This is a genomic window from Blastococcus sp. KM273129 (assembly GCF_021698995.1).
GTDB lineage: Bacteria > Actinomycetota > Actinomycetes > Mycobacteriales > Geodermatophilaceae > Blastococcus.
In genome coordinates, this window is the sequence record NZ_SSXB01000014.1 from 75,596 (window position 1) to 91,956 (window position 16,361).

Below are 16,361 nucleotides of genomic sequence, written 5' to 3' on the forward strand. Positions count from 1 at the left end.
CCTAAGCTGGCTCCCCGTGCTCGTGCTGCTGCCCCCGTCGGAGACCAAGGCGCCCGGGGGCGAGGGCCCGCCGCTCGACCTCGACGAGCTCACCGCGCCCGAGCTGACGCCGGTCCGCGCGCGCCTCGCCGGAGCGCTGGTGGACCTCTCCGGCGACGTCCCGGCCTCCCGCGCCGCCCTGGGCCTGTCGCCGAAGCAGGACGACGAGATCACCCGCAACGCCGCGCTGTTCACCGCGGCCACTCTCCCGGCCCTCGAGCGGTACACCGGCGTCCTCTACGACGCGCTGGACGTGCGGTCGCTCACCCGCGCCCAGCGGGCCCGGGCCGACCGGCGGCTCGCCGTCGGGTCGGCGCTCTTCGGCCTGGTGGCGGGCGGCGACGGCATCCCGGCGTACCGCCTGTCGGCCGGCTCCGCCCTGCCCGGGCTGCCCACCCTCCGCGCCCTGTGGAGGCCCGCGCTCGGGCCGGTGCTGGCCGACGTCGAGGGGCTCGTCGTCGACCTGCGCAGCGGCTCCTACGCGGCGCTCGCCCCGGCCCCCGGCGCGGTCACCGTGACCGTGCTGAGCGAGCGGCCCGACGGCACGCGAGCCGTCGTCAGCCACTTCAACAAGGCGCACAAGGGGAGGCTCGCCCGCGTGCTCGCCACCACCACGGCCGAGCCGGGCGACGTGGTGCGACTGAGGGGTCTGCTGAGGCGGGCGGGGTTCCACGTGGAACACGACGGCGGGACGGCGTTGACCCTGGTCGTGCCCGCCCACTGAGGCCCATCTCTCCCGGCTCGGCCCGGCGGTTGGTTGCACGCAACCTGCCCGCCGTGACATAACTGCTGGGACCCGGCGCACCCGAACCACGCGGCGCCCGGGCATCTCGCATCCGGCGACCGCCGGGCAGGAAGGCTTCGGTGGACGGAACGGACCGCACGGTCGACGCGGGACCGAGCCTCGGCGAGCGGTCCGCAGCCGAGCTCAGGCTGGACCCCACCCGGGTCGAGGCCGCCCGCCGCATCCTGCCGACCGCGGAGCGCCCCGGGCTGGACCGGCTCGCCGAGCTCGCCGCCCGCCTGCTCGGTACCAGCGGCAGCCAGGTCTCGCTCCTCCTCGACGTCCAGCTCGTCGCCGCGGGGACCGGCGCGGCGGCCGTCGGCACCACCGGGCCGCTCGAGGAGTCCCTCTGCACCGTCACCGCGGCCCTGCCCGCCGGTGAGGCCCTCGTGGTCCCCGATGCCCGGGCCGACGAGCGCGTGCGCGACCTCCCGCCGGTGCGGGCCGGCGTCGTGGGCTCCTACCTCGGCACCGTGCTCTCCGACTCCGCGGGCACACCCGTCGGCGCGCTCTGCGTCTTCGACCCGGAACCGCGCCCCTGGGCGAGCTCGGAGATCGCGACGCTGCGCCAGCTCGCCGCCTCGGTGATGACCGAGCTGCAGCTCGCGGCGCTGCTGCGCCGGTCCGAGGACGACCGCATCCGGTGGGAGCTGGCCACCGGGGCCGGCGGCGTCGGCACCTGGGACTGGGACCAGTCGACCGGTGAGCTGGCCTGGGACGAACAGCTCATCGCGATGTTCGGCTACGGCAGCGACGACTTCGGGCGCACCATCGACGCCTTCAACGCGCGCCTGCACCCCGAGGACGCCGAGTGGGTCGGCGAGGCGCTGCAGCAGGCCGTCGACACCGGCGGCGAGTACGACGCCACCTACCGCATCGTGCGCCCGGACGGCGAGACCCGCTGGATCCACGCCCGCGGCCGCGCGCTGGTCGACGGGGAGGGGCGCACCACCCGCATTCTCGGCACCGCCTACGACGTGACGGGCGAGCGGGAGGAGGCCAGCCTGGTCACCCGGGTGCTCGAGGCCATGCCCGCCGGCTTCTACAGCCTCGACCGCGACTGGCGGTTCACCTACGTCAACGCGGTGGCCGAGAAGCTGCTGCAGACCACCCGGGACGAGCTGCTGGGACGGGAGCTCTGGGAAGCCTTCCCGGACGCGGTGAACAGCGTCTTCGAGGACCGCTACCGCGAGGCGGTCCGCACCGGCGAGCCGGTCGCGTTCGACGCCTACTACCCCGCACCGCTGGACGGCTGGTACGAGCTCCGGGCCTGGCCCAGCCCCGACGGCCTCTCGGTGTACTTCCTCGAGGTGACCGAGCGGCGGCGGGTGCAGGAGGAGGCCGAGCGGGTGGCGCAACGGCTCGCCCTGCTGGCCAGCGTCAGCGCCGGCCTCGCCGGCCCGCTGGACCAGCACGGCGCGATGCAGCACCTGCCCCAGCTCGTCGTCCCGGCGCTCGCCGACTTCTGCATCGTCACGATCGTGGACGGCGACGGGCGCGCCCGCGACGTCGGCTCGTGGCACGCCGACCCGGAGCTGCGCCCGGTCCTGGAGCGCTACACGGAGGTCCGGCTGGACACCATGCCGCCGGACTCCCCCGCCGCCGTCTCGCTGCGCACCGGGGAGCAGCGGCGCAGCCTGGGCTCCGCGGTGCTGGACATGCTGCCCCCGGGCGAGTCCCGCGACCTGCTGACCCGCCTCGATCCGCGCGAGGCCGTCGTCCTGCCCATGCGGGGGCGCAACCGCACGCTCGGCCTGCTCACCGTCTACTACTCCCGGGCCACCCCGACCCGTGCCGAGGACCTCGTCACCGCGCAGGAGGTGGCCGACCGCGCCGGGCTGGCGCTGGACAACGGCCGCCTCTACAACGCCCAGCAGCAGCTCGCCGAGGGCCTGCAGCGCAGCCTGCTCACCGAGCCGCCCGAGCCCGACCACGCCGAGATCGCGGTGCGCTACCTCCCCGCCGCGGAGGCCGCCCGGGTCGGCGGCGACTGGTACGACGCCTTCCTGCAGCCCGGGGGCGCGACGATGCTGGTGATCGGCGACGTCGTCGGGCACGACACCGAGGCCGCGGCGGCCATGGGGCAGCTCCGCGGGCTGCTGCGCGGGGTCGCCACCTACAGCGACGCGGGCCCGGGCGAGGTGCTCCGTGGGCTGGACGCCTCGATGACGACGCTGCAGATCACCACCATGGCCACCGCCGCGGTGGCCCGGCTGGAGCAGACGCCCGACGAGGTGCAGCAGGGCGTCACGCGCCTGCGCTGGGCCAACGCCGGGCACCTGCCGCCGCTGATCCTCACCCCGGCGGGCCAGGTGGCCGAGCTCGGCGAGTGGACCGGTGACCTGCTGCTGGGCGTCGACCCCGGCACGCAGCGGCGCGAGTCGGTCGCCACGCTGGAGCGCGGCTCGACGGTCATCCTCTACACCGACGGCCTCGTCGAGCGCCGCGACTCCGACCTCGACGAGGGCATCCAGCGGCTGCGCTCGGCGGTGGTCGAGCTCGCCGACCTGCCGCTGGAGGACCTGCTCGACGAGCTGCTCGACCGGCTGGTGCACGGCCACCCCGAGGACGACGTCGCGCTGGTCGCCGTCCGGCTGCACCGGCAGGACCGGCCCCGGCCGCCCGAGGCCGGACCGGCCCGCGTGCCCCCCACCGTGCCGCGGGACCCGGCCCAGGGCTGAGCCGCGCGCCGGTCAGCGGCCGCGGTCGCGCCGCACCTGGGCCTTGCGCCCCTTGATCATCGTGGCCCGCAGCGCCTGCACGACCTCGTCGGCGGCCGCCTCGGGCACCTCGACCAGGGCGAACCGCTGGTGGATCTCGATCGACCCGACGTCGCGCCCGGTGAGCCCGGTCTCTCCCGTGATGGCGCCGACCAGGTCGCCCGGGCGGATGCCGGCGTCCCGGCCCACTCCCACGAAGAGCCGGGCGGCCGGGCCGCCGGGCCGTCCCGCGGGCCGGCCGGGCCGTTCGTCGCGCCGGCCGCCGTCGCGTCCGCCACCGGCCCGCCCGCCGTCCCGCTCGGGGCGGAAGGAGACCTGCGGGATCTCCTCGTCGTCGTCCACCGGGCCGGTCGCCTCGTGGGCGAGCTTCACCGCTGCGAGCGCGACCTCGACGAGGTCGAACTCGTCGGTGAGGGTCTCGACGACGACGCGGAAGCGGTCCAGGTCGTCGGTGAGCAGGCTCTCCCGCAGCGCGGCCCGCGTGAGGTCGAGCCGGCGGGCCCGGAGGTCGGCGACCGTGGGCACCTTCTCCACGGGGATCGGCGCGCCGGCGACCCGCTCGATGGTCTTGAGCATCCGGTGCTCGCGGGGCTCGGCGAGGGTGATCGCCACGCCCTCGCGGCCGGCCCGGCCCACCCGGCCGATGCGGTGGACGTAGGACTCCGGTGCCGAGGGGACGTCGTAGTTGACGACGTGGGTGAGCGTCTCGACGTCCAGCCCGCGCGCCGCGACGTCGGTGGCCACCAGCAGCTCCGCCGTCCCCCCGCGCAGCCGCCCCATGACCCGGTCGCGCTGCTCCTGGCTCATGCCGCCGTGCAGCGCCTCGGCCCGGTAGCCGCGGCCGTTGAGCGTCTCGGTGAGCGAGTCCACCTCCTCGCGGGTGCGGCAGAACACGATCGCCGCCGTCGGCGCCTCGACGTCGAGGATCCGGCCCAGCGCGGCCGGCTTGGCGCCGCGGGGCACCACGTAGGCGGTCTGCCGGATGCGGGGCGCGGTCCCCGGCGCCGCCCGCTCCCGGGCGATGGTGATCCGCACCGGGTCGGAGAGGTGGCGGCGCGCCAGCGCGTCCAGCCGGCGCGGCATGGTCGCCGAGAAGAGCACCGTCTGCCGCTGCTCCGGCGTCGCGTCGAGGATCGCCTCCAGGTCCTCGGCGAAGCCCATGTCGAGCATCTCGTCGGCCTCGTCGAGCACGACGGTGGCGATCCCGTCGAGGCGCAGCGCGCCCCGGTTGAGCAGGTCGAGGGCCCGGCCGGGGGTGGCGACGACGACGTCGACACCCGACTCCAGCGAGCGCAGCTGCCGCACGATCGGGGCGCCGCCGTAGACCGGCAGCACGCGGGCGCCGAGGTCGCGGCCGTAGCGGTGCAGCGCCTCCGACACCTGCACGGCGAGCTCCCGGGTGGGCACCAGCACCAGCGCCACCGGCGGGCGCTCGGTGCGGTGGGCGGGCATCCGCTGCAGCACGGGCAGCGAGAAGGCGGCGGTCTTGCCGGTGCCGGTGGCGGCCTGGCCCAGGAGGTCGCGCCCCTCGGCCAGCGGCGGGATCGCCTGCTGCTGGATGGGCGTGGGCTCCTCGTAGCCGAGGGCGGAGAGCGCCCGCAGCAGCTCCGGGCGCAGGCCGAGCTCGTCGAAGGTGGCGCCCTCGAGGGTGGGGTCGCCGGCGGGGGCGTGGTCCTCGGTCATCGCGGTCCATCGTTCCCCCCGGCCGGCGACGACGCGCGCCCGGGCTTCTGGCAGGCTGCCGGGGTGACCGCCGACGACGACCTCTGCACCCGTCCCGCGACCGAGCTCGCCGCGCTGGTCCGCGACCGCGAGGTGTCGGCGCGCGAGCTGCTGGAGGCGCACCTGCGCCGCATCGAGCGGCTGGACCCGCAGGTGAACGCCGTCGTCACCCTGGACGCCGAAGGGGCCAGGGCGGCCGCGGACGCCGCCGACGCCGCCCAGGCCGCCGGCCGGCCGCTCGGCCCCCTGCACGGGCTGCCGGTCGCCCACAAGGACACCCACGCCACCGGCGGTATGCGCACCACCTGGGGGTCACCGCTGCACGCGGAGACCGTGCCGGACGCCGACGAGCTGGTGGTGGCCCGCCTGGTCGGGGCCGGGGCGGTCCGGGTGGGCAAGACCAACGTGCCCGAGTTCGCGGCCGGCTCGCACACCTTCAACCCCGTCTTCGGCGTGACGCACAACCCCTACCGGCACGGGCTCTCCGCGGGCGGCTCCAGCGGTGGGGCGGCGGCGGCCCTGGCGGCCGGGTTCGTGCCGGTCGCCGAGGGCAGCGACATGGGCGGGTCGCTGCGCAACCCGGCCGCGTTCTGCAACGTCGTCGGGCTGCGGCCCACCCCGGGCCGGGTGCCCACGTGGCCCGCCCCGATGGCGTGGTCGCAGCTGTCGGTGCAGGGCCCGATGGGCCGCACGGTCGCCGACGTCGCGCTGCAGCTCTCGGTGATCGCCGGCCCCGACCCGCGGGTGCCGATCGCGCTCTCCGACGACCCGTCCGGCTTCGCCGCGCCGCTGCCCGAGCGCCTCGACGGCCTCCGCGTCGCGTGGGCGCCGGACCTGGGTGGGCAGGTGACCGTGGACCCGGCCGTCACCGCCGTCCTCGCGCCGTCGGTCGCCGTCTTCGAGTCGCTGGGCGCCACGGTGGAGGAGGCCTGCCCCGACCTCTCCGGCGCGGACGAGGTCTTCGGCACCCTGCGGGCGTGGCTGTTCGACGCCGCGTTCAGCGAGCTCGCGGCCCGCCACCCCGACCAGGTGAAGGCGTCGATCCGCTGGAACGCCGAGCTCGGTGCCGAGCTCACCGGGGCGGACCTGGCCCGCGCCGAGCAGCTGCACACGAAGCTCTACGAGCGGGTGGTCGCCTTCTTCGAGCGGTACGACGTGCTGCTCGCGCCCACCACGCAGGTGCTCCCCTTCCCGGTGGAGGTCGAGTACCCGACCGAGATCGCCGGCGTCCACCAGGAGAACTACCTGGAGTGGATGCGCTCGTGCACGGTCGTCTCCGCGACCGGCTGCCCTGCGCTGTCGGTGCCGGGCGGCTTCACCCCCGACGGGCTGCCGGTCGGGCTGCAGGTGATCGGCCCCCCGCGGGCCGACCGCCGGGTGCTGGAGGTGGGCCACGCCTTCGAGCAGGCGACCCGCTTCGGTGAGCGCCGCCCGCCCCTCTGACCCGTTCTACGGCTCTCTAGCGTCGGAGCTAGAGAGCCGTACACGGCCCTCGACGGCGTCCTCCCTCTCAGGTGCCCTGATCGTGGCCAGGGGTGGGGCCGTCGGAGCCGGCCGGGTACTCCAGCAGCGGCACGTCGCCCGCGGCCCACGCCGCGAGGATCGGTTCCACGATCCGCCAGGACTCCTCGGCCTCGACGTCGCTGATGCCCAGCGCCGCCTCGCCGGCGAGCAGGCCCTTCAGCAGCAGCCCGTAGGCCGAGAGCGCCTGCGGTGGGAGCTGCGCGGCCAGCGTCCGCCGCTCCAGGTCGAACGGGTCACCGGCGCCGTTGAGGTTGACCTCCAGGCTGATCGCGTCGGGGTCCAGCCGCAGCCGCAGCACGTCCGGCTCGGGGTGCGCCTCCCCCTCCTGCCGCCCGAACGCCAGGTGCGGCACCGGGCGGAAGCGCAGCACGATCTCGTGCCGGTCGGCACCTAGCGCCTTGCCCGACCGCAGCCGGAAGGGCACGCCGGCCCACCGCCAGTTGTCGACCTGCACCGTGTACTCGGCGTAGGTCTCGGTGCCGCGGTCGGGGTGGACGCCGGGTTCGGCGGTGTAGTCGGGCAGGTCCCGCGCCCCCACCCGGCCCGCGGTGTAGCGGGCGCGCACGGTGTCCCGGCGCGGGTCGTCCGGCGAGCGGACGGCGCGCAGCACGTCGGCCTTGCGGGCGGCGAGGCCGCGGGCGTCCAGGGCGGCCGGCGGCTCCATCGCCACCACGGCCAGCACCTGCAGCAGGTGGTTCTGGAGCATGTCGCGCAGCGCGCCCGCGGTGTCGTAGTAGCCGGCCCGCCCCTCCAGGCCGAGGGTCTCGTCGAAGACGATCTCCACCTGCTCGACGTGCTGGGCGTTCCACACCGGCTCGAAGACCCGGTTCGCGAACCGCAGCCCGAGGATGTTGAGCACCGTCTGCATCGCCAGGAAGTGGTCGGTGCGGAAGACCTGCTCCTCCGGCACCAGCCGGTGCAGCACCTCGTTGAGCGCCTGCGCGTCGGCCAGGTTGCGGCCGAAGGGCTTCTCGACGGCGACGACCGCACCCTCGGGCAGCCCGACCTCGGCCAGCGCCTCGAGCGTGGGCAGGAAGACGGTGTTGGGCAGCGCCAGGTAGACCACCGGCACGCCGCCGGCGCGGGCCAGGCCCGCCCGGAGGTCGGCGGGGACGGTCACGTCCCCCTGCCGGTACCCCAGCCGGCCGACCAGCCGCTCGCGGGCCGGCTCGGGCACGTGCGCCGCGTGCTCGGCCAGCCGGTCCCGCGCCCAGCCGCGGTACTCCTCGTCGGTCCAGTCCTCCCGGCTGACCGCCACCACCGCGGCCGGCTCGGCGGGGCCACCCGCGGCGGCGAGCTCGGCGAGCCCGGGCAGGAGCAGCCGGCCGGTCAGGTCCCCGGTCCCGCCGAGGACGACGAACGAGCGGGTCACCGTGCCGCACCTCCCCCCGCCGCGGCCGTGGCCCGGGCGAGGTTCCAGCCGCTGGCGATCACCCCCACGTGGCTGAACGCCTGCGGGAAGTTGCCCAGGAAGGCGCCGGTCGACGGGTCGACCTCCTCGGCGAGCAGGCCCAGCTCGGTGGCCCGGCCGCAGAGCGAGTCGTACAGGGCGTGCGCCTCGTCGAGCCGCCCCTGCCCCGCCAGGTTGTCGACCAGCCAGAAGCTGCACAGCAGGAAGGCCCCCTCGGTGCCCTTCAGGCCGTCGGGCGACTCCTCGTGCAGGTAGCGGTAGAGCAGCCCGTTCCCGGCGTCGAGGTGCCGCCGGACGGCCTCGGTGGTCGCGACCATGCGGGGGTCGTCCGCCGCGACGACCCGGCGCAGCGGCAGGCTGAGCAGCGAGCCGTCCAGCCCGCCGCGGTCACCCCCGCCGGGCGGGGCGAGGTGCTCGGTGAAGGTGCCGCGGTCGGAATCCCACGACTGCTCCAGCAGGGTGCGGTGGATCCGGTCGGCCTCGGCCCGCCACCGCTCCCGGGGGTGCGGGAGCCCCAGCAGGTCGGCGATCCGCAGCGCCCGGTCGACGGCGACGTGGCACATCGCGACCGAGTAGGTGAACGGCCGCCCGGCGTCGCGGATCTCCCAGATGCCGTGATCGGGTGTCCCCCACCGGGAGATGGCCTGCTCGGCCAGGGCCTGCAGCGAGATCCACAAGGGCTCGCTCACCTCGCCGCCGCCGCGCACCCACTGGTAGGCGACGTCGAGCAGCTCCCCGTAGACGTCGTTCTGCACCTGCCGGGCCGCGCCGTTGCCCCAGCGGACCGGGGAGGAGCCGCGGTAGCCCGACAGCGTGGCGTCCAGCCACTCGGTCGCCGGCGGCTCCCCGTCGAGGGAGTACATGATGTCGACCCGGCCGCGCCGCTCGACGTTGCGCAGCGTCCAGGCCAGGAAGGCGTAGGACTCCTCGCCCATGCCGATGCGGTTGAGCGCGTAACCGGTGAAGGCGGCGTCGCGCACCCAGGTGTAGCGGTAGTCCCAGTTGCGCTCCCCGCCGATGCCCTCGGGCAGCGAGGAGGTGGCGGCGGCCATCACCGCCCCGGTGGGCACGTGGTCGAGGAGCTTCAGCGTCAGCGCGGAGCGCCGCACCAGGTCGCGCTGCGGGCCCTCGTAGGCCAGGCAGCCGGCCCAGTCACGCCATGCCGCCGCGGTCTGGTCGACCAGCCGCTGGGGGTCGTGGCGGGCGCGGGTGTGGGTCTGCCCCGACCACTGGAGGGTGACGGTCAGCCGCTCCCCGGCCGCCAGCCGCGCCCGGCCGGTGATCGCGCCGTCGCCGCTGAGCGTCAGCGGGTGCGAGCACCACAGCAGCAGGTCCAGGTCCGGGCGGGCCGGCCAGCGGATCCGCCAGGCCTCGAGCTCCGAGCGCACCTGGACGCCGTCCTTCGGGGCCAGCCGGACCTCGACGTCGACGGACCCGGAGAGCACCCGGGCGGTGCGCAGGACCTCGCCTCGCCCGGCCGGCACCGGCTCGGCGAGGTCGGCGCCCGACCGCAGCGGCAGGCAGTCGGTGAGCTCCAGGACGCCGCCGTCGCAGTGCAGCTCGGTGACCAGAACGCCGGTGTCGGGCAGGTAGCGCTGCGCCGCCTCCCGGAGCCCGGCCGGGGTCACGGCGAACGTCCCGCCGCGCCGGGCGTCGAGCAGCCCCGCCACGAACGGCTCGCCGTCGAACGTCGGCAGGCAGAGCCACGGGATCGAGCCGTCCCGGGCGACCAGCGCGCAGGTGACGCCGTCCCCGATGAGCCCGTGGTCCTCGATGGGCAGGTAGCCGTCGGTGCGGTGGAGGGGGCGGAGCGGCACGGGCGGTCCTCGCGTCGGGGGCAGCGGTCCCCAGCACCCTGCCCGCGCACGGGCCCGCCAATCCCGGCCGCACGTGACGGTCCTGCGACTGGCCTGTTCTACGGCTCTCTACGGTCGGGGCTAGACGGCCGTATGGCCACCCGGATGCGCACTGCTTGCGGTAGCCGGCCCGCCACACCCGATCGAGATCCGCGAAGCCGGGTCATCAGCCCCTCGATGGGCACGACGTCGCCGATCTCGCGGGGAAGGGCTCACGTCCCCTCCGGGCGCGGGAGCCGCCGGGCCCGGCGGCGCTTGCGCAGCCCGCGGAGGGTCCGGACGGCGACCAGCAGCTCGGCGAGCTCGTGGCGCTCCCCCGCGGTGATGTCGGCCAGCTGGGCGGCCGCGCGGCGCTGCGCGGGGTCCCAGCCCTCGGCCCACCGGCCCACCAGGCCACCGGGCTCCTCGTCGTCGCCGGTGCGCAGGCTGAGCACGTCCTCGGTGAGGGAGGACTGCTCCATCGCCAGGTCGTCGCGCAGCGACGCCCGCGCCATGGAGGGCCAGCGCCGGTCCCGGGGCAGGGCGAGGACCTGCTCGCGCAGCGTCACCAGCCCCAGCCGCTCGGCCAGCCCCTGCATCACCTGGCCGGCCAGGGTGACCGGCGCCCCGGTCCGCTCGGCGACCACCGCGAGGTCCAGCGCGGCCGGCAGCAGCGGCGCCGAGGCCACCCGTGCGGCGAGCTCCGCGGGCAGGCCGGCCTCCTGCAGCCGGGCGGCACGCGAGGCGTAGGCCTCCGCCTCGCCGCCGAGCAGCCAGCCGGGGAGCCCGGCCTCCACCGCGGTGACCGCCGGGGCGAACCGGTCGACCACCTCCGCCAGCGGCGGCGGGTGCTCGGCGGTGAGTTCCGGCTGGCGCAGCAGCCAGCGCGCCGCCCGCTCGGCCAGCCGGGTGGCCTCCGTGCGCGCCTCCACCTGCGCGGCGGCCGAGACCTGGTTGTCCAGCGGGCGGACGGCGTCCCACATCCCGTCGACGCCGAACACCGCGCGGGCCACCGCGTGCGCGCGGACGACCGCCGGCAGCGGCACCCCGGTCTCCTCCGCGAGCCGGAACAGGCCGGTGACCCCGGCGATGTCGACCGCGCGGTTGGTCAGCACCGTCGCGATGATCTCGCGGCGCAGCGGGTGGCTGGTGACCGCGGCGGGGAACCGGCCGCGCAGCGGGCCGGGGAAGTAGTCGACCAGCAGCGCCTCCAGCGCCGGGTCGTCCGGCAGCGGCGAGGCCAGCACGGCGTCGCCGGTCTCCAGCTTGGCGTAGGCCAGCAGCACCGACAGCTCCGGGCTGGTCAGCGCGTGCCCGTCGCGGCGGCGCTCGGTGAGCGCGCGGTCGTCGGGCAGCGCCTCCACCGCCCGGTTGAGCCGGCCGGTGCGCTCCAGCGAGCGGATGAACCGCTCGTGGGAGTCCATCAGGCTGCGCGCGGCCGCGGCCTCGCCGGCGAGGGTCGCGTTCTGCGCGTGGTTGTGCGTGAGGACGGCGGCGGCGACGTCGTCGGCCATCTCGCCGAGCAGCGCCGCGCGCCCCTCGGCGTCGATCCGCCCCTCGTCGACCACCCGGTTCAGCGCGATCTTGATGTTGACCTCGTGGTCGGAGGTGTCCACGCCGGCCGAGTTGTCGATGGCGTCGGTGTTCACCCGGCCGCCGGCGAGCGCGTACTCCACCCGGCCGCGCTGGGTCAGGCCGAGGTTGCCGCCCTCGCCCACGACCCGCGCCCGCAGCTGCCGGCCGTCGACCCGCACGGCGTCGTTGGCCTTGTCGCCGACCTCCAGGTGGCTCTCCCCGGCGGCCTTGACGTAGGTGCCGATGCCGCCGTTGAACAGCAGGTCCACCGGGGCGAGCAGCACCGCGCGGATCAGCTCCACCGGGCTCAGCGAGGTCACCCCGCCGGGCAGCCCGAGAGCGGCCCGCACCTGCTCCGACACCGGCACGGTCTTGGCCGTCCGCGGCCACACCCCGCCGCCCTCGCTGATCAGGGAGGTGTCGTAGTCGGCCCACGAGGAGCGGGGCAGCTCGAACAGGCGCCGGCGCTCGGCGAACGACGTCGCCGCGTCGGGGGTGGGGTCGACGAAGACGTGCCGGTGGTCGAAGGCGGCGACCAGGCGGATGTGCTCGCTGAGCAGCATCCCGTTGCCGAACACGTCGCCGGACATGTCGCCGATGCCGGCGACGGTGAAGTCCTCCTGCTGCACGTCGACGTCGAGCTCGCGGAAGTAGCGGGTCACCGACTCCCAGGCGCCGCGGGCGGTGATGCCCATCGCCTTGTGGTCGTAGCCCACCGAGCCGCCCGAGGCGAAGGCGTCGCCCAGCCAGTAGCCGCGCTCCAGCGCCACCTCGTTGGCCAGGTCGGAGAAGGTCGCCGTCCCCTTGTCGGCGGCGACGACGAGGTAGCTGTCGTCGCCGTCGTGCCGGACCACCTTCTCCGGCGGGACGACCGCGCCGTCGACCAGGTTGTCGGTGAGCGACAGCAGCGCGCCGACGAACGACCGGTAGCAGGCCTGCCCCTCGGCGAGCACCTCCTCGCGGGAGGCGGGGTGGGTCGGGGAGTCCGCGGGCGGCCGCTTGACGACGAAGCCGCCCTTGGCGCCGGTGGGCACGATGACCGTGTTCTTGACCATCTGCGCCTTCACCAGGCCCAGCACCTCGGTGCGCAGGTCCTCCCGCCGGTCGGACCAGCGCAGCCCGCCGCGGGCCACCTTGCCGAACCGCAGGTGCACGCCCATGACGCGGGGCGAGCTGACCCACACCTCGTGCGCCGGGCGCGGCTCGGGCAGGTCGGGCACCTCGGCCGGGGCGAGCTTGAGCGCCAGCGGGGTCGGCCGCTCCGGGGTGGAGGCGTAGTACGTGGTCCGCTGGGTGGCGGTGACCGCGGCCAGCAGCGAGCTGAGGACGCGGTCGGCGTCGAGGGAGGCGACCTCGCCGATCGAGCGCTGCAGCGCCGCGACCAGGTCCGCCTGCCGGGCGTCCCGGCCGGTCACCCGCCCCGGCGAGAAGCGCGTCTCGAACAGCGCCACCAGCCGCGCGACGACGCCGGGGTGCGCGGCCAGGGTCTGCTCGACGTAGGCCTGGCTGAAGGGCAGCCCGGCCTGGCGCAGCCACTGCACGTAGGCCCGCACGACCGTCACCTGCCGCCAGTTCAGCCCGGCGAGCACGACCAGCGCGCCCAGCCCGTCGTCCTCGGCCTCCCCGCGCCAGACCGCGCCCACGGCCTCGGTGAACCGCTCGGGCAGCGAGCGCAGCAGCGGTAGCTCGACCGGCGGGACGGCGACGCCGAAGTCGTAGATCCAGGTGGGCGGCGCCCCGATGCGGTCGATCTCGTAGGGGCGCTCGTCGACGACGTCGACGCCCATGTTCTGCAGCATCGGCAGGATCTGGGAGAGCAGCAGCCGCTCGCCGACCCGGTAGACGGTGAGCCGGCGCTCCCCCGCCGACCCGGCGGCGGGTGTGGACAGCCGCAGCGCCAGGTCACCGGGGGCCAGCCCGTCCAGGCGCACCAGGTCCTCGACGGCGCGCTGGGCGCTGAAGTCCTCCTGGTAGGCGGCGGGGAAGGCGTCGGCGATCCGCGCGAACACCTTCTCGGCGTCGGCGCCGAACCGGGCGGCCAGCGCGTCGGAGAGCTCGTCGGTCCAGCTCCGGGCGGCGGCGGCGAGCTCGGCCTGCAGCGCCTCGACGTCGACGTCGACCTGCTGCTTCGCCCCCTGGCGCCCCACCGGGGGCCGCACGACGAAGTGCAGCCGGGCCAGCACCGACTCGGTGGACCGGGCCGTGAACTCGATGCTGGTGCCGCCCAGCCGCTCGAGCAGCAGCTGCTGCATCGCCACCCGGACCTCGGTGGTGTAGCGGTCCCGCGGCAGGTAGACCAGCGCCGACCAGAACCGGCCGGTGGGGTCCCGGCGCAGGAACAGCCGGGTCTGCCGCCGCTCCTGCAGGTGCAGCACCGACATCGCGACCGGCAGCAGCTGGTCGGCGCCGACCTGCATCAGCTCGTCGCGGGGGTAGGTCTCCAGGACGTCGAGCAGCTCCTTGCCGGTGTGGCTGTCGGCCGGCACGCCGGAGCGTGCGATGACCTCGCCGACCCGGCGCCGCACCAGCGGGACGTCGAGCACGCTGGTCGTGTACGCCGACGTCGGGAACAGGCCCACGAACCGGCACTGCCGCCGCGTCCCGTCCCGCCCGTCGGGCAGGGTGACGCTCACCAGGTCCAGCCAGGCCCGCCGGTGCACCGTCGAGCGGCTGTCGGCCTTGGTGACGGTGAGCAGGTGGTCGACCGGGGCGCTCGCGGTCTCCGGCGTGCTGCCGGACGTGCCGCCCATGCCGGTGTCGCTGCGGAGCACCCCGAGCCCGGTGCCCGCCACCGGCTGGACCGCCGGGCGGTCCGGGTCCTCGGAGAGGGTCACCTCGCGGGCCCCGAGGAGCACGAAGTTCTCGTCGGCCAGCCAGCGGAGCAGCGCCGCGGCCTCGGCCGGGTCGTCGGCGGCGTCCCCGACGTCCGCCGGGGCGCCGGGGCGCTCCTCCACCCGGGCGGCGAGCGCCCGCAGGCGGTCCCGCATCCGGCCGGCGTCCTCGTGCACCGCCCGGACGTCGTCCAGGACGGTGCGCAGCCCGGCCACCAGGTCGTCGGCGGCCTCCGCGTCCAGGGGGCCGTCGAGCACGATCGCCATCCAGGACTCGGCGAGCGCGTCGGCGCCGCAGGAGGCGGCGTCCCCGCTGTCGCAGAAGGTGAGCACCCGCCCGCGGACGTCCCGGCGCAGGACCAGCACCGGGTGGACGACGTGCTCGAGCGCGAACCCCTGCCGCGTGACCTCCGCGGTGACCGAGTCGACGAGGTAGGGCATGTCGTCGGTGACCAGCCGGATCACGGTGCGGCCGGCCCCGCGGCCGCCCGGGACGCCCCGCACGTCGACGGTCGCGGCGCCGGGCGGGCGGACCTCGGCCAGCGCCAGGTGCCCCAGGGCGAGCGCGGCGAGGTCCGCGGGGTCGGTGCCGAGGACCTCCTCGGCGGGCTCGCTCCAGTAGTAGCGCCGGAAGAACGCCGGGACGTCGCCGGCGGTGCACCCCTGGGGGAGCGCCGCCGCGCCGCGCTCGGCCTCGGTGACGGCCAGCTCGGCCGCCTTCCGCAGCAGCTGCTTCTTCTCGTCGCGGCCGGCCTCGAGGGCGGCGAGCTCGGTGAGAGAGCCGCTCGAGGGGCCGCCGTCCCGGTCGCGCACCGGGGTCCCCGGGGCGACGCCGGTGTCACTGGCCATGTCGGGCCACGCTACTGCCCGCTGAGACCAGCGTCACGGTGACGCCTCAGCGGTCGAGGAGCTGGTCGGCGATCCAGCCGACGACGGCGAGGATGAGCCCGCCGATCACCGCGGTGCCGAAACCGTCGATGGTGAGCCGGTCGGTGATCGCCGCGGTCAGGCCGAGCAGCGCCGCGTTGACCACGAGCAGGAACAGGCCGAGCGTGAGCAGCACGAACGGCAGGGAGAGCAGCCGCAGGACCGGCCCGACCAGGGCGTTGACCACACCGAAGATCAGCCCGATCCACAGGTAGCTGCCGTACTCCCCCAGCGGCCCGTCGGGGTTGGGCAGCACCTCCAGCCCGGGGAGCACGTCGAAGTAGGTCAGCCCGTAGAAGGCCGCCGCGAAGATCACGACCTTGAGCAGGAACTTGATCACGTGCCGACGCTAGCCCCGCTGCGCGCCCCATCGTGGGATCTGACGCCGTCTGCCGCCGTCTAGACCCTGGGCTAGACAGTGGCAGATCACCGTCGACGCACGCAGAATGCCGTCGTGACGAGCGCGGAGGAGCCGCTCGCGATCCGGCTGCCGCCCTGGGTGCGGACGCTGGGTCCGGTGCTCCTCGCCCTGTGGCTGGCGGAGGTCGTCCTGCGCCACCAGGCGTGGGGGCGGTCCCTGGTGCCCGTCGTGGTCCTCACGGGCCTCGTGGCGGTCGTCGTCGGCCGGATGCTGTCCTGGAGCGTCGTCGGGAGCGCGGACGGACGGCTCACGGTCCGCAACACCTGGTCCACCCGGACCTTCCTGCGGGGGGAGATCACGGCCGTCGGGATCGACCGGGCCGGTCGCCCGGCGCGCGGCTGGGCGGTGTTCCTGCTCCTGGACGACGGCACCCGCCACCGGCTGGACGTCACCGAGGCACCCTTCTTCGGCCCCTCCCACGACACGCTGGAGCGGCAGGCCGCCGCGGTGCGGGCCTGGCTGGACGGGCGGGCGCACGCGCACCTCTGACGCCCGCGGGCCCGCTCGCCGCCTCGTGCGGACCGGGCGGGCGGCGACCGCCGCGGCCGACACGCCATCGGCACTTCTACGGA

At 75.8% G+C, this 16,361-nt stretch carries 9 protein-coding genes; 4 read left to right on the plus strand and 5 right to left on the minus strand.

Going from position 1 to position 16,361, the window contains the following annotated elements; genetic code table 11:
- Positions 1-16: 16 nt before the first annotated feature.
- Positions 17-763, plus strand: coding sequence for a peroxide stress protein YaaA (gene yaaA, locus E9565_RS06460; RefSeq protein ID WP_236825467.1), 747 nt, complete (start codon positions 17-19; stop codon positions 761-763).
- Positions 764-903: 140 nt separating this feature from the next.
- Positions 904-3,504, plus strand: a complete 2,601-nt coding sequence (locus E9565_RS06465) for a SpoIIE family protein phosphatase (RefSeq protein ID WP_236834351.1) — start codon at positions 904-906, stop codon at positions 3,502-3,504.
- Positions 3,505-3,516: 12 nt separating this feature from the next.
- On the opposite strand, the gene E9565_RS06470 is transcribed toward E9565_RS06465, so the two are convergent.
- The gene (locus tag E9565_RS06470) at positions 3,517-5,226 is read right to left on the minus strand and encodes a DEAD/DEAH box helicase (protein ID WP_236825469.1); all 1,710 of its coding nucleotides are present in this window, start codon (positions 5,224-5,226) and stop codon (positions 3,517-3,519) included.
- 63 nt (positions 5,227-5,289) lie between these two features.
- On the opposite strand from E9565_RS06470, the gene E9565_RS06475 reads away from it, so the two are divergent.
- A complete protein-coding gene (locus E9565_RS06475; RefSeq protein ID WP_236834352.1) occupies positions 5,290-6,708 on the plus strand; it encodes an amidase in 1,419 nt (472 codons plus the stop codon).
- A 67-nt stretch (positions 6,709-6,775) separates the two neighbouring features.
- On the opposite strand, the gene E9565_RS06480 is transcribed toward E9565_RS06475, so the two are convergent.
- The 4 genes from E9565_RS06480 to E9565_RS06495 all read right to left on the minus strand — a co-directional run bounded on the left by E9565_RS06480 (position 6,776) and on the right by E9565_RS06495 (position 15,708).
- Positions 6,776-8,161: a glucose-6-phosphate dehydrogenase gene (locus E9565_RS06480; RefSeq protein WP_236834353.1), complete on the minus strand. Its 1,386-nt coding sequence runs from the start codon at positions 8,159-8,161 to the stop codon at positions 6,776-6,778.
- A complete protein-coding gene (locus E9565_RS06485) occupies positions 8,158-10,017 on the minus strand; it encodes a glycoside hydrolase family 15 protein (RefSeq protein ID WP_236834354.1) in 1,860 nt (619 codons plus the stop codon). Before E9565_RS06485 ends, E9565_RS06480 begins: the two co-directional genes overlap by 4 nt.
- A 251-nt stretch (positions 10,018-10,268) precedes the next feature.
- Complete coding sequence (locus tag E9565_RS06490) at positions 10,269-15,290, minus strand: NAD-glutamate dehydrogenase (RefSeq protein ID WP_236825473.1); 5,022 nt, start codon at positions 15,288-15,290, stop codon at positions 10,269-10,271.
- A gap of 46 nt (positions 15,291-15,336) precedes the next feature.
- On the minus strand, positions 15,337-15,708 hold the full coding sequence (locus E9565_RS06495; RefSeq protein ID WP_236825474.1) for a phage holin family protein: 372 nt from the start codon (positions 15,706-15,708) through the stop codon (positions 15,337-15,339).
- A 114-nt stretch (positions 15,709-15,822) separates the two neighbouring features.
- On the opposite strand from E9565_RS06495, the gene E9565_RS06500 reads away from it, so the two are divergent.
- Positions 15,823-16,278: a hypothetical protein gene (locus tag E9565_RS06500; protein WP_236825475.1), complete on the plus strand. Its 456-nt coding sequence runs from the start codon at positions 15,823-15,825 to the stop codon at positions 16,276-16,278.
- Positions 16,279-16,361 lie beyond the last annotated feature (83 nt).